The 13574-nt window shown below is 56.5% G+C and carries 13 protein-coding genes; 5 read left to right on the top strand and 8 right to left on the bottom strand.

Translation table 11 applies throughout. The features are described from left to right. Window positions 1–17: 17 nt before the first annotated feature. Together SHM7688_RS16940 and SHM7688_RS16935 are read right to left on the bottom strand one after the other, a co-directional pair. Window positions 18–1112: an AI-2E family transporter gene (locus tag SHM7688_RS16940; RefSeq protein WP_058241128.1), complete on the bottom strand. Its 1095-nt coding sequence runs from the start codon at window positions 1110–1112 to the stop codon at window positions 18–20. A gap of 71 nt (window positions 1113–1183) precedes the next feature. Next, entirely contained in the window at window positions 1184–1951 is a 768-nt protein-coding gene (locus SHM7688_RS16935) for a sulfite exporter TauE/SafE family protein (RefSeq protein ID WP_058241127.1), read from the bottom strand. Between the two features lie 142 nt (window positions 1952–2093). Here SHM7688_RS16935 and SHM7688_RS16930 point away from each other — a divergent pair, with 142 nt between their 5' ends. From SHM7688_RS16930 to SHM7688_RS16915, 4 genes are all read left to right on the top strand, one after another. Further along, a complete protein-coding gene (locus SHM7688_RS16930) occupies window positions 2094–3782 on the top strand; it encodes an acyl-CoA dehydrogenase family protein (RefSeq protein ID WP_058241126.1) in 1689 nt (562 codons plus the stop codon). 247 nt (window positions 3783–4029) lie between these two features. Beyond that, on the top strand, window positions 4030–4380 hold the full coding sequence (locus SHM7688_RS16925) for a hypothetical protein (protein WP_058241125.1): 351 nt from the start codon (window positions 4030–4032) through the stop codon (window positions 4378–4380). Window positions 4381–4814: 434 nt separating this feature from the next. Beyond that, window positions 4815–5375, top strand: a complete 561-nt coding sequence (locus tag SHM7688_RS16920) for a TetR/AcrR family transcriptional regulator (protein WP_058241124.1) — start codon at window positions 4815–4817, stop codon at window positions 5373–5375. After that, complete coding sequence (locus SHM7688_RS16915) at window positions 5372–5788, top strand: META domain-containing protein (protein ID WP_058241123.1); 417 nt, start codon at window positions 5372–5374, stop codon at window positions 5786–5788. The genes SHM7688_RS16920 and SHM7688_RS16915 overlap by 4 nt, the downstream gene beginning before the upstream one ends. Here SHM7688_RS16915 and recO read toward each other — a convergent pair. Both recO and SHM7688_RS16905 read right to left on the bottom strand, forming a co-directional pair. Next, a complete protein-coding gene (gene recO, locus SHM7688_RS16910) occupies window positions 5751–6482 on the bottom strand; it encodes a DNA repair protein RecO (protein ID WP_058241122.1) in 732 nt (243 codons plus the stop codon). The genes SHM7688_RS16915 and recO overlap by 38 nt on opposite strands. A gap of 50 nt (window positions 6483–6532) precedes the next feature. Further along, the gene (locus tag SHM7688_RS16905) at window positions 6533–6862 is read right to left on the bottom strand and encodes a DUF1491 family protein (protein WP_058241121.1); all 330 of its coding nucleotides are present in this window, start codon (window positions 6860–6862) and stop codon (window positions 6533–6535) included. A 69-nt stretch (window positions 6863–6931) separates the two neighbouring features. On the opposite strand from SHM7688_RS16905, the gene SHM7688_RS19790 reads away from it, so the two are divergent. After that, entirely contained in the window at window positions 6932–7120 is a 189-nt protein-coding gene (locus SHM7688_RS19790) for a hypothetical protein (RefSeq protein ID WP_149687260.1), read from the top strand. Here SHM7688_RS19790 and era read toward each other — a convergent pair. The 4 genes from era to rnc form a co-directional block, all read right to left on the bottom strand. Then, window positions 7101–8009 carry a GTPase Era gene (era, locus tag SHM7688_RS16900; protein ID WP_058241120.1) on the bottom strand — a complete coding sequence of 303 codons (909 nt, stop codon included), beginning with the start codon at window positions 8007–8009 and terminating at the stop codon, window positions 7101–7103. The two genes, SHM7688_RS19790 and era, sit on opposite strands and share 20 nt — an antisense overlap. Before the next feature lie 99 nt (window positions 8010–8108). After that, window positions 8109–9140, bottom strand: a complete 1032-nt coding sequence (locus SHM7688_RS16895) for a phosphotransferase family protein (RefSeq protein WP_144432620.1) — start codon at window positions 9138–9140, stop codon at window positions 8109–8111. Window positions 9141–9151: 11 nt separating this feature from the next. Continuing rightward, window positions 9152–12433, bottom strand: coding sequence for a Hint domain-containing protein (locus SHM7688_RS16890; protein WP_058241118.1), 3282 nt, complete (start codon window positions 12431–12433; stop codon window positions 9152–9154). Between the two features lie 456 nt (window positions 12434–12889). Beyond that, complete coding sequence (rnc, locus tag SHM7688_RS16885) at window positions 12890–13570, bottom strand: ribonuclease III (protein WP_058241201.1); 681 nt, start codon at window positions 13568–13570, stop codon at window positions 12890–12892. Window positions 13571–13574 lie beyond the last annotated feature (4 nt).

Genomic DNA, 13574 nt, shown 5'->3' with positions numbered 1-13574 from the left:
TCAAGTGCCTCGGACCACTATCTTTCATCGCCGCGTGACGGACGCAGCGTGGGAACCTCACCATTATTGGTCAGCAAAATGGCAATCGGTCGTGTGGTTTGGAAGAACGACATGATTGTCATGATCCCAGAGGTGAGTATCACCGAGAGGATCGCGCCAATGAGCCCCCAGACAGCAGCCCAAGCCGCAAGAGAAATCATCACAACAACGGGACTGAGATTCATCGAGCGCCCCATAAGGCGTGGCTCCCAGAAGTAGCCGACGCCAAACTGAGCCATACAAAGAGCCGAGAACATCAAAAACACATCAAAGTTAAGCCCCCATGCCCCTATAGCAAACAACATGGGCAAACCCATTGCGACCCAGGATCCAACATAGGGGATGTAATTGAATATCGCCGTCACAACGGCAAAAAACGCAGCAAACTCCACACCAAAAAAGACAAAAATCGCCCAACAAAGAGCACCAAGCACAACATTGATAAATGTCTTGGTCGTAAAATACGTCCCAATCTGCTCTGTGATCAAATCGATGGTCCGCCAGACCGACTTTTGCCCCTGTGGATCGGGCACGATGGCCGCCACTTTGCTGGCGATACTGTCGCGCTCAATCAAAAACAAAATCGCATACAAGAACACCAAAGCCAGATATCCGGCGGAATAACTGACGGAATTCAGCGTCAGGCGGATCAATTGCTGCAAGTCGATATTGTCAAAAATAAGCCGATCGACGGACTGCCATGTCAGTTCAAATTCAACATCAAACCGCGCGGCCACTTGAGAGACTGTTGTCGACAGGCTCGCAACGTAGTCTGGCATGGCCCTCACGACCGGATCGAGATTGCGTGCGAAGAAACTGATCAAACCTGTGAGTACGACAAACAACACAACCGTTGTCAGCGTCATGCGCAGCCATTCCGGCATAAGGGTGGAATAAAAGGGCAAACGCGACATCGCCCGCGATATGCCATCCATCAAAAATGCAAGGAGCGCGCCCAACACGATAGGAACCAGGACAGCTTGGGCCGCATTTAAAAACCACCCAATTGCGATAGTGGCGAGAATGGCGAGACTGACGGAAGCCACGCGAAGGGGCGTTTGAAACTGAGACACTTACCTGCTTTCCACGACCATTTTCACATCAACACCCTAGCGCCCGCACAGGCGCGGACAAGAACATGTCGTTACCCCATCAACCCACGACGGATCAAATTAGCGGATGCCAGAAGCAAAACGGCTAAAGTTGCCTGTTTAAAGCGCTTTTGATCAATCCGATCCGCAACACGCCCGCCAAGCCACATGCCCAGCACCGCTGGCACCACCATTGCGATGGACAAAGGCGCAGTCTGGAACGTGAACACGCCAGACGCAATATGTGCCCCAAAGAGAACAACAGCCCCAAGGCCGTAGATCACACCTTGGACACGAATTTGCTCATGTTTCTCTGTTCCCAGCGCCGTGAGATAGGTGACTGTCGGTGGTCCCCATACCCCTGACATGCCGCCAATACTGCCGGCAACCGCGCCAACGAAAATCTCTCCCTTGGGGGTTGGATTTGAAATAACGACAGGACGCCCCAACAACTGCAACAGCGAAAACAGTGCGACGGGCACACCAATCAACAGAAGCAGCGCTTCCGCAGGCAAAACCCGCACGAATTGCGCGCTGAGCGTCAATGTTATTGCCCCCGCGACGAGAAAGCGACGAAAGCGTTTGACAGATTCCCATGCCGCAGCATGCCCCTGACGCAGGGCCTGAAGACCGTTGGTCACCAATGTGGGGACAATCAAACCGGCCAAAGCCAGCTCTGGAGACACAAATGAGCTCAAACCAGAGATCAAAACCATGGGCATGCCAAAACCGACCATGCCTTTGATAACCCCTGCCAAAATCGCGACAAACCCGCATAAGGCCCATAGGGCGATCGGTAATTCCAACAAAAGCACATCCATATCTTGCTATAGACCGTAACGAATACGACGGCAAAACTTCAGCGCGAAACATACAATCAAAACGCCACGTTATTGGGTATTTTTGTTGCGCTGCACCTGCAAAAGAATTATGTCACACTGCAGAAACAGAGGGTTTAGACGTATGGCGCATGATGGACAGGACTTGGCGATGGCAACTTCGGTGATTCTTCCCGATCTTCTGAAACTCACCGGGGCGGCGGTGGCGCCTGTGGAGGGGATTCTGGAAACCGCGATTGCGCGGGTGAAGGACACGGTATCTGAGGATGGGCGCGTTTCTGGCAAACTCATCGAAAGTCATCAAACCGCAGCCCACGGGCTGAGCTGGCTGGCGACCTATGCGCAGTCGCTCAAACAGATGCAGGGCTGGGCAGAGCGACTCAACGGAGACGGGAAATTTGGTGAGATCGAACAACTCATTCACCAGATCGCTTTCGGCGAATACCTCTGGCAAGTGTATGGCGGTATTCCGATGAGCCAGGGCGAAATCATCCGCCTGCAGGATCTCGGCCTGACCCAAGACGAAATGCGCGGCTTGATGACCACAGAGGTCATGACACTTTGCGACAAAGGTAACTCGCAAGACGCGCGCATGCGCCTTGTTGAACTGATGCAGGAACAAGCGGCCAACATCACGGTTGGGGCCTCTGGCCTTGATGAAGAGCTGGAGATGATCCGGGATCAGTTCCGCCGCTTTGCGGTGGATCGCGTGGAGCCCAATGCCCATGAATGGCACCTCAAAGATGAGCTCATTCCAATGGAAATCATTGAAGAGCTTGCAGAAATGGGTGTGTTTGGCCTGACCATTCCTGAGGAGTACGGCGGGTTTGGCCTGTCCAAAGCCTCCATGGTTGTGGTCTCTGAGGAACTCTCCCGTGGCTATATCGGCGTGGGGTCTCTGGGCACGCGTTCTGAGATTGCCGCAGAACTGATCCTCTGCGGAGGCACTGAGGAGCAGAAACAGAATTGGCTGCCCAAACTGGCCAGCGCCGAAATTCTGCCGACCGCGGTTTTCACCGAGCCCAACACCGGCTCTGACCTCGGTTCGCTGCGCACCCGCGCCGTGAAGACCGAGGACGGCAACTGGGAAGTGACCGGCAACAAGACATGGATCACCCACGCCGCCCGCACCCATGTGATGACCCTGCTGGCGCGCACCAATCCCGACAGCACCGATCACCGCGGTCTGTCCATGTTCCTGGCCGAGAAAACCCCGGGCACAGACGAAAACCCCTTCCCAACCGAAGGTATGACCGGCGGTGAAATTGAGGTGCTCGGCTATCGTGGCATGAAGGAATATGAGCTGGGCTTTGATGGCTTCAAAGTCAAAGGTGAGAACCTGCTCGGCGGCGAAGAAGGCAAAGGTTTCAAGCAGTTGATGGAAACCTTCGAATCCGCACGTATTCAGACTGCCGCCCGCGCCGTCGGTGTGGCGCAAGCCGCGCTGGACGTGGGCATGCAATATGGCATCGACCGCAAACAGTTTGGCAAATCTCTGATCGACTTCCCACGGGTGGCTGGCAAGCTGGCCATGATGGCCGTGGAAATCATGATTGCGCGTCAGCTGACCTATTTCTCCGCTTGGGAGAAAGACAACGGCCATCGCTGCGACCTTGAAGCAGGCATGGCGAAGCTGCTGGGCGCACGTGTGGCTTGGGCGGCGGCAGATAACGCGCTGCAGATCCATGGCGGCAATGGCTTTGCGCTGGAATACACTGTGAGCCGGATCCTCTGTGATGCGCGCATTCTGAACATCTTTGAAGGTGCCGCAGAAATTCAGGCGCAGGTGATTGCGAGACGTTTGCTGAGCTGACACCCGCTCTCAGTTGGACAGCAGACTCAAAGCGCGGCTCTCCCTCGGAGCCGCGTTTTTTTTCGCGCCCTGTTAACCTTTGAGCGAAGGCAAAATCCGGCATGCGGTATTGCGTCTGCATCGCGTCGGTATTGCGTTGGTGCCATTTTCACCGCAGGCTTTGCAGGTGCGGCAATGACCGGTGCGTACGGTGCAAAACGCCCCCAAAAGCAACGCCGCAGTCTTTGTGATATGATTGGAGGTTTTCATGCGCTGTGTCACCATCACTTACGAGTACGAAGGCGATGATATGGTTTGGGTTGCCAACTGCGAAGCCTTCATCAACGCAGTCGGCAATGATCCGGGAGCGGCTGGCTTTTCCTATCAGGTGGCGGTGGCCGATGATGGCATCACACGGGTGCATTGGGGCCGCTGGAACAGCGATGCGGTTTTGAGACATGTGCAAGCACAGGAATATTTCAAAACCTTTGACGCCAAGCTGCGCCAAATGGCAGACGGCCCCCTGACCACCATCACTGGGGAAATGCGTGATCATACCGATGATTGGCACGCACGCGCGCCCGATGCCGCATACCCAGACCCATCACTGCCGGAATGAGAAGGAAGATGATCCATTGAGGCATGATCCATAGGGTCTGAAGCCGCGCCATCCCATAAAAGACAAACAGCCCCGCAAACCCCAGTTGCACCGCGATCATGACACTGGCAAGCGGCGGGTTTGGATGGCCTATCAGCCAAAAACATCCGGTGGCCAAGACCAGCAACACGACTGTCACAGCATGCCAAAGCACAGCACTGATGGCACGGATCTCAACGGGGAGCGCGTCCGTCGCCTGCACCACGTGATGAATTTCTGGTCCGCCCAAAAGACATGCACCACCGTTGTCACACATAGAAGGAGGCTCGCAGCAGCCATCCAATAGTTGCGTCTTTTACTTTTCATCGCGACCCTCTGATTCCATACGCTATCGTATGTATTGAATATTTGAGACCCTGCTTGCCGGAGTCAATACGGTATCGTATGGTGCATCCATGGCACAGCGATTATCCAAAGACGATTGGTTGCAGGCTGGCTGCGTCGCCCTGACCGAAGCCGGGCCCAAAGCGCTCAAGGCGGAGCCTTTGGCACGTCGGCTGGGAACCACAAAAGGGTCTTTTTACTGGCATTTTGAAGATGTTCCCACATTTCACAGAGCTTTGATGCAGATGTGGAAGAACCGCGCCTATGAAGACATCGTGACGCTTCTAGATCAGCAAGACAGCCCCGTGCTCAAGCTGCGCCAACTGGCACAGATTGCCGGATCTGGTGCGCCTGAAGAATTTGGCGGCCTAGGGCTGGAACCTGCCATCCGCGCATGGGCGCGTGAAAGCGAGGCGGTGGCGCAGGCGGTGGGTGATGTGGATCGCAAACGCATGGGCTATGTGCAGGAGCTGTTTGAGGCGATCGGTCTGACCAATCCGGAGTTGACCCGCCTGCTTTATGCGGCCTTTGTGGGCATGGAAGAACTCTCTACCCATGACCAAGCCGACAACAGCTCAGCACTGGGCACTTTGGTAGATTTGATTTTGGCACTGCATGAGGCGGATGGATGACCCGAACTTTAACAGCAGGCGGACTGGCGCTTATTTTGGCAAATTGTGCGCCGACAGAGACCGTCACACAATACGGTGGCAGCGCCTACGACTGGCGGCTGACAGAGATCGACGGCACAGCAGTGCGCTTTGATGCGACGCTGACGCTTGCAGAGAGCGGGGCAGTTGATGGGACCGGACCCTGTAATGGCTTTTCCGGTCGTCAAAGCGCCCCTTATCCATGGATCTCAATCCAAATCGACTTTGTCGAAGAGCTCTATTGCAGCGGCATCGACCACGAGGAAACCTACCTGACCGCATTGAGTGAAATGACCCTGGTGGAGGTGGCTGGCCCCACCATGATCATGAGCAACGAAGCCGGGCGACAGATGGTGTTCAGCGGGATCGGATCTGACGGTCAAAGCGATCCATAAACCGCGCACGCGCCTCTGGCAGGGGCCGGTGCCCCAAATCCGGTGCAAGTTTCTCTGAGAGGAAATACCCGGTGGTGATCAGCCCCTGCTGTATCTCCACATCCGGGGCCTCCCCCTGCCCCAGCAGGACAGGCGGTAGAGGCAAGAGCCGATCCGCCCAGTCTCCGGCCCCTTGAGCAGAGACCGCGCGGCCCGATTTGGGCGAGACATAAATCAGGTTTTCGGTGCTGCCAGTGACCGCGCATTCAGAGAGATCAAGCCCGTAACCCAAGGCAGAGAGCAGCGCCATTTCCCAGCGCAGATAAGCCAGCGGCCAGAGATCATTCTGGCCCAAAAGGTCCAGCAACTGACGGCTTTGCAGATAGAGCGCGGTATGAGGTTCGCGATCTGGCAGACAGAAGCTCAGCAGCGCGGTGACCGCATTAAGACCCGCAAGCGCAAAGCGATCACTGAGGACGGCGGTGCGCGCGCGCAGAGGCTCCACGGTAAAGGTGCCAATATGATCTGACAGCCGCGCCCGCCAGGTCAGATCGACCTGCCCACCCGGTTGCAGAATCGGAGTCATCTTGCGGCTGATGCCACCCCGCACGATCCCGGCATGGCGCCCATGCGTTTCGGTGAACGCCTCCAGAATGACGGAGGTCTCACCGTGTTTTCGTGTGCTGAGCACAAAGCCCTGATCCCGCCAATCCATGGTCTGCTCCTTTGGCGTAGAAAAGCCTCTGGCACGGCGAAAGGAAAGCTTTAATCCGACAGTCCCGGCTCTTCCAGAAGATGGCGGCCCTGACGGTCTTCCACCTCAATGACCCAGGCGTCGGGATCAAAGCTGCGCTGGCGGGTCAGGGCCGCGTCCACATCTGCCTCCTGCCCCTCAGCCAGCACCATCCATGTGCGCGCGCCACTCATGAGATCAAAGCTGCGCTGATAGGCCACGGCCTGCCCATCAAGCGTGTTGAGTTTGACCAGAACAGCCCCGGCAGTGTCATCTCCATGGGCCACAACAAAGGCCGCAATATCGGCCAGACGCAGGCGGGCGAGATAGGCATGCACCCAGAACTCAGCGGTTAAACGCATGACAATTCAATACACCTATAGTAGTTAGAGATACCCGCTTTGCGGTTATTTTTAAGAAAGGTCTTAGTTGTGCGACCAGAATTGAAAACACCCCTATTGGTGCGCCTGTTATTTCTGGCGGCGCTTGTGTTGATCGGGCTGGAAGCCGCTGGCGTGATTGCTCCGGAAGACATGCCCCTCGCCCATATGGCCATCGTGCTTTTGGCTGTGGCCGCGGTGGTCTGGGGCATGGTGGCGCTCATGCGTTTCCGTCGCTGAAGTTGAGCCCCATCTCAGAGTAGCGCTCTTTCTCTTCCAGCCAGTTCGGGCGCACTTTCACCTGCAAGAACAGGTGGATACGGCGCCCCATGAACTCTTCCAGTTCTTCACGTGCGGCCTTGGAAACGGCCTTGATGGTCTCGCCTTTGTTGCCCAGAACGATGCCCTTGTGACCATCGCGCATCACGTAGATCATCTGATCCACCCGGGCGGAGCCGTCTTTGCGCTCTTCCCAGTTTTCGGTTTCAACCGTCATCTGATAGGGCAGCTCCTGATGCAGACGCAGGGTGAGCTTCTCGCGTGTGATCTCTGCCGCAATCATCCGCATGGGCAGATCGGCAATCTGATCTTCGGGATAGAGCCACGGCCCTTCCGGAAGTTGTGCCGCCAGCCATTTGCGCAAATCAGCACAGCCATGGCCTTTTTCCGCAGAGATCATGAAAGTCTCTACAAAGGAAAACCGCTCATTGAGATCTTTGGTCAGCGCCAGAAGCACGTCTGATTTCACCCGGTCAATCTTGTTGATCGCCAGCGCCACTTTGCGGCCGTGACCGATCTCTTCGAGTTGCTCCAGAATGGCTTCGACACCTTTGGTCACGCCCCGATGTGCTTCCACCATCATCACGATGATATCCGCATCCGCAGCACCACCCCAAGCAGCCGCTACCATGGCACGATCGAGACGTCGGCGGGGCCGGAACAGGCCGGGTGTGTCCACAAACACAAGCTGACTGTCACCCTCCAGTGCCACGCCCCGTATGCGGGCGCGGGTGGTCTGAACCTTGTGGGTCACGATAGACACCTTCGCCCCCACCATCTGGTTGGTGAGCGTGGATTTGCCCGCATTGGGCTCTCCGATCAGGGCAACGAATCCGGCGCGTGTGGTCATATCAACAGCCTCAGTGTTTCAGCAAATGCTGGTTAAGTGGCGTCTGTAGCCCAAAACACACGCCGGTGCCAGCAGAAGTGCCGCCAGCTGCGCTGAGGGTTATTCTGACCGCGCGGCCAGAAGCTGATCGTGGATCTGCTGATACATGGATGTCAGCGCCCAAGTCTCTTTTTCCATGGCAGCAAAATTCTGCCCCCGCAGGAGCAGTGCCTGCATCATGTCTGGATGGGCCCCAACGCGATCAGAGCGGTCGATCTCCTGCTTGGTGTACCAACGCCCCTTCTTCCAAAGGTGACGCCCGATCCTGCGCACGCGCAGTGCAATCAACAGGCTGCTCATCAGGTGAAAGCGCCGCAACACAAGCGGGGCAGCCCCCCCATGCACCTCTTCAATACGGCGCACGAACCTTGGGTAGATCTCAGCAAAAGGCAGTGCATGATACTCATCAGCCGCCAGCCAGGCGAGATCTTCATATCCAGCCCCCAGAAAGCTGTCTTCGAAGTCAAACCAGCCGATGATACCCGCATCGGAGACGGCGGCATTGGCAAAGCGGTTGTCCCACTTCAGAAAATAGGCATCGGTTGGCAGAAACTCTGCAGCGATGGCAGCGGGATCATAGCCGGTCAGGGCCGCGCCAAAAACTTCGGCAGTGCGCAGCGGGCCTTCCACAAAATAGCTGCGATTCTGTGTGCGGGCAAAGAGCACAGGCACTTCGGCTGCGGCCACAGGGCGCCCGATCTGTCGCTGATAGTGAAACACCGAGACAATCGCCTGTTCAAACAAGTCCCCACGCTCGGCTTTTGGCAAAGCCCCCATGGTATTGGCCAGACTCACCGGTCCCATATCCGTTTGAAAAAGGAAGCCAGCACGCTCCCCAAGCAATTGCGGAAAATGCGGCGTTAACGGCGCCAGATGTTCGAGAATGCGTTTTTCACGTGCCGCCCCTTTGGTGTTGTCCCGGCGTGAAACGATGACAGTGCGGTCTTCCAGAAACATCCGAAAAACAGCACGATCGCGTCCACCGGGACAGCTGGCTTTCAAAACCGGCTGCCCCAGTAGGTCTTCGGTGACGGAGATGAGATCAGAGACCTCAACCCCGCCAACATGATCCACATGGTCTGGATCTGTCATCACGTCCTTCATTACTGGAGGCGGCTCTCTTGTGCGCCCTCAGAGGATAGCGCAACGCCGCTGCCTGTCACCAGATCCTTGCGGTTACGCTGCATGCGCTCAAGGAACTCGCGCAGCTTGGTCACTTTGGGCGTCGCGCGAGCAATTGTTGGCACACCATTGTCACCCCCTGTCTTCAGCTCGGGGAAGATCGCAAAGATCTCATCTCGTGCTTCAGTGGACAGCGACTTAAGCGCCTCAGTGCCCGTAAAGAGCGTTTCCGTCACCGTGCCCTCAGACCAGACCAGCTCGTGGTTTTCACAGAGGAAGTGATGGTAGTGCACCCCATCAGGGTTGTCCTTGATCACGTCAATGCCGGGGAACATGGTCAGCTTCTTAGCCGCAATCAGCACCTCGGGTTGACCGAACACGCGCTCGGCAACGCGCGAACTGATGAAAATACGATGCTGTGGGCTGACCACCAGATCGCGGGTCGGCAAACCCATGCCCAAAGCCCCGGCAGAAATGCGGATCGGCTTGAGATTGGGATGTGCGTCCAACTCTTCTGCAGAGAGATGGCGCGCGCCAATCCAGCGAATCGGCTGAGCATCGCGATCTTTCGTGAGCACCTTGTCCCCCGCCTTCAACGTCTCAATCTCACGGTCGCCCTCTGGCGTTGCAATGCGGGTGCCGCTTGCAAAACAGACAACGGTAAAGTTGATCTCTTCGAAGTTATCAAAGGAGATGTTACCGATCTGGCCACTCTCATCGCCGGAAGTGATCTGATAGGTCCCGCGCGGGAAAACACCCTGCACATTACCATCGAGAATATCACGCAGCGTTGGTTGGCCCTGCCCGCCAAACTGGATGGTCTGGCCCTTGCTGGAGGTGAAGACACCTTCGGCGCTGCTGTCCAGTCCTGTGATGGTCGAGACATCCGTGACGTTCGTGGTCAGGGTGATCTTGTCATCATTGGCGGTTTCATCGGCCACATAGTGTTCAACCGATTTGACCGTGTCGCGATAGCCTGAGCCCAGTTTATCCACATGACCGTTTCCGGCATCGTCGATGAACGCATGAACATGTTCATCGGTGGGATCGTCACTGACATAGGTATCCCGCTCAGAGCCACCGTCGATCTGATCATTGCCATCGCTGCTGACGAAAGTGTCCTGACCCGTCTGACCAAAGAGCCTGTCATGCCCCACGCCACCATCGATCACGTCTTCGCCGCTGCCACCAATGAGCAGGTCGTTGCCCTGATCGCCTTCGAGCGTGTCATCGCCACCGCCACCTTGCAGCAGGTCATTGCCATCGCGCCCTTCGATCCGGTTGTCACCGCCATCGCCGGTGATCCAGTCGTTGCCGCTTGAACCGATGACATTTTCGAAGTTGGTCGTCGATTCAAAATCAACCACCACATTGTTGTGATTGATGAGTTTGGCCTGATCCGTGTTCATGTCAAAGCGGACATGGGAAATGCCGTTGCCATTGGCACCCTCAAAGGACACGGTGTCATTGCCAGCGCCGCCGTCTTGACGATCCACGCCCTGACCACCAGTGACCAGATCATCGCCATCGCCACCAAAGAGCGTGTCGTTGCCACCACGCCCATCGATGACGTCATTGCCCCCTTCGCCCTTGATAACGTTGCCGCCGTCTGTGCCGGAGATCGTGTCGTTGCCACGCGCCCCAATCGCGTTTTCAAAGTTGCGCACGGTTTCAACGGCCGGGCCGCCGTTCAGACGCCCAGTGCCCGCCTGCAGATCAAGTTCTACGAACTCTGACGCAGTGCCAAAGGAATCTGCATAGGACACCGTATCATTGCCAGCACCACCATCCATGGAGTCGGTGCCAAAGCCACCCGCGACGAAATCATCGCCGTCGCCAGCCACAATCGTATCACTGCCTTCGTTACCAAAGACGGTATCGTTGTTGGAACCAGCATCAACTGAATCATTTCCGCTTCCTGCCAGAATGGTGTCATTCCCTTGACCGCCGACCAACGTGTCATGACCGCCCCGTCCGTAAAGCGCATCATTGCCGTTACCGCCTTCCAAGCGGTTGTCGCCAGCTGTCCCGGCAAGAGTGTCATTGCCCGCACTGCCAATGGCATTTTCAAAATTGGTAGCTGTTTCCGTTGTCCCATCACTCAGGCGTGCAGTGCCAGCCTGTAGATCGAGGTTGACGTTTTCATTGGAAGATCCAAAAGCCCGCTCGAAGCTGACGGTGTCGATGCCATCACCACCATCCATGTGGTCTGTGGACATCCCCCCATCAACGGTGTCGTTGCCACTGCCACCTTTGATGTTATCGGCACCCCAATGCCCATAGAGACTGTCGTTTCCAGCGCCACCGTCGATATGGTCATGGCCCACGCCGCCATCCACGGTGTCATTATGCAAGCCACCGTTAATCGTGTCATTGCCGTGGCCGCCCAGAATCGAGTCATTGCCTGCGCCACCGTCCACGAAGTCATTGCCGGACCCTGCATCAATGGTGTCATTGCCGGCCACGTCGGGCGTTTCCACCACAGAAACGTTGTCGATTTTTCCGTCACTGCTGTGATGCTCCCCCGTGGCTGTGGTGTTGATAATCCGCAGCGTCGTGTTGGGGGTGGTTGCCGTGAAGGTGAAGCTGACCTTTTGTGTGGTGTTGTTCTGAACCGCTACGGACTCCGAGGAAATCACATTGCCATCGGCGTCCAGCACATCAATCCGGAAGCCGTGATGGGCTGCGCCATTGTTGTTTTCAAAGAGATCCAGCGAGACGGTATGCTCTGCGCCAATGTTGGTCGCAAAGGTCTGCTGAATGGCATCATTGCCCGCAGCGCGACCGCCATTGTTGAAACTTACAGCGCCATTAATGTGCGGCGCAACACCATCGCCATTTCCATCGATCCGCTGCCAGCCTGCGCCGCCCTGATTGAAATTGCCATTGCTGATCAGGTTGCCGGTGTTGCCACTGTTATTGTCGCCATAAATGCGGTCGTCGCCATCGCCAGCAGTGATGCTGTCATTGCCGCCACCGCCAAAGACCGTGTCGTTGCCCGTGCCGGCGTCGATGGTGTCATTGCCTGCATTGCCAGCAACCACATCGTTACCAGAGCCAGCTTGCACCACATCATTGCCACGGCCAGCATCGACATAGTCGTTGCCAGATCCGGCATTCACCGTGTCGTTGCCACCATTCGCATAGATGATGTCATCGTTGCCGCCTTCCGTTGGCAGGCGGGCATCATTGGAATCCACCCGATCCCCGTCGCCATCGCGATAGCCCGGAAAGATATTGTCATTGCCATTGCCGCCGCGCACGACGCCATCAGGACCAAGCTTCAGGGGGCCGAGCGAATTACCGCCGCCGCCACCGCTTCCACTGCCGCTACCGCTGCCGCTCCCACTTCCGCTTCCGCTTCCGCTGCCCCGTCGACCTCTTCCTCGACCACCACTACCGCTACCGCTACCGCTACCACCTGACATCGCAGCATCTCCTAGTCTAAATTCCCTGCCACCGGCGCGCTATTCTGGCGCGTGTTTGATTGGTGGCGATACGTTTTTTGACAGCTCAGTTCTCAAGCCCATTGCACTTAATGACAGCAAAATATGCTAAAGCCGTGCTAAAATTCTGTCACAAATGCGTTCCCAGAGATCAATTTATGGGCGAGTTGCAGCCTTTCGGAATCTAGGGCCCACACCCCACTCCAAAAGGTTGCATACTGCACAAGGCAATAATGCGCCCGTTGATTCGAATTGAATTGATCTAAGATCCAGTCAGCCGCTCACCTGCGCGAGCAACATCTTGGCAGCAGCCTGTTCAGCCTTGCGTTTAGAGCTATCAGTGGCTTCTGCCACGGCGCCGTTCTGAAGCTTCACCGCGATGGTGAACACTGGTGCATGATCTGGACCAGAGCGCCTTACCAGCTCATAAGACGGCGGCGGCAACTTACGCGCCTGCGCCCATTCTTGCAAGCTGGTCTTCGGATCGCGCGCATCGGCCTCAACCGTTGTCACACGATTGCCCCAAAGTCGCAAAATCAGCGCTTTTGCCACCTCAAAACCGGCATCGCGATAGACCGCAGCGAGAATCGCTTCCATGGCATCCCCCAGCAGTGCCTGCTTGCGGCGACCGCCAGACATCATTTCAGAGCGACCCAGCTTCAACGCTGCGCCCAGATCAATCTCCCGCGCTACTTCGGCACAGGCCTCTTTGCGCACCAATGCATTAAAACGTGGTGCCAGTTGGCCCTCGGAGGCGGATTTATCATGTTCCAACAGCGCTTCGGACATCACGAGACCCAGCACACGATCGCCAAGGAACTCCAGACGCTGATTGTCCTGCCGTGTGGCAGAAGACATGGACGAATGTGTCACCGCACGCACCAGAAGCTCCGGGCGGGCAAATTTATGGCCCAGCCGTGTTTCCAGTGCTTTGAGCTCTGCGGATAGTTTCACTTTG

The sequence above is a fragment of the Shimia marina genome, from assembly GCF_001458175.1.
Taxonomy (GTDB): Bacteria; Pseudomonadota; Alphaproteobacteria; order Rhodobacterales; family Rhodobacteraceae; genus Shimia; species Shimia marina.
Note: the sequence above shows the minus strand (reverse complement) of the source record. Positions and strands in the feature narration are given on the sequence as shown.

Coding starts and splice junctions, on each gene's coding strand:
- SHM7688_RS16895 (WP_144432620.1), bottom strand. CDS start 9,140: ATGACAGATCCAGACCATGTGGATCATGTTGGCGGGGTTGAGGTCTCT.
- SHM7688_RS16920 (WP_058241124.1), top strand. CDS start 4,815: ATGGCACAGCGATTATCCAAAGACGATTGGTTGCAGGCTGGCTGCGTC.
- recO (WP_058241122.1), bottom strand. CDS start 6,482: ATGGATTGGCGGGATCAGGGCTTTGTGCTCAGCACACGAAAACACGGT.
- SHM7688_RS16905 (WP_058241121.1), bottom strand. CDS start 6,862: ATGCGTTTAACCGCTGAGTTCTGGGTGCATGCCTATCTCGCCCGCCTG.
- SHM7688_RS16925 (WP_058241125.1), top strand. CDS start 4,030: ATGCGCTGTGTCACCATCACTTACGAGTACGAAGGCGATGATATGGTT.
- SHM7688_RS16935 (WP_058241127.1), bottom strand. CDS start 1,951: ATGGATGTGCTTTTGTTGGAATTACCGATCGCCCTATGGGCCTTATGC.
- era (WP_058241120.1), bottom strand. CDS start 8,009: ATGACCACACGCGCCGGATTCGTTGCCCTGATCGGAGAGCCCAATGCG.
- SHM7688_RS16915 (WP_058241123.1), top strand. CDS start 5,372: ATGACCCGAACTTTAACAGCAGGCGGACTGGCGCTTATTTTGGCAAAT.
- SHM7688_RS16930 (WP_058241126.1), top strand. CDS start 2,094: ATGGCGCATGATGGACAGGACTTGGCGATGGCAACTTCGGTGATTCTT.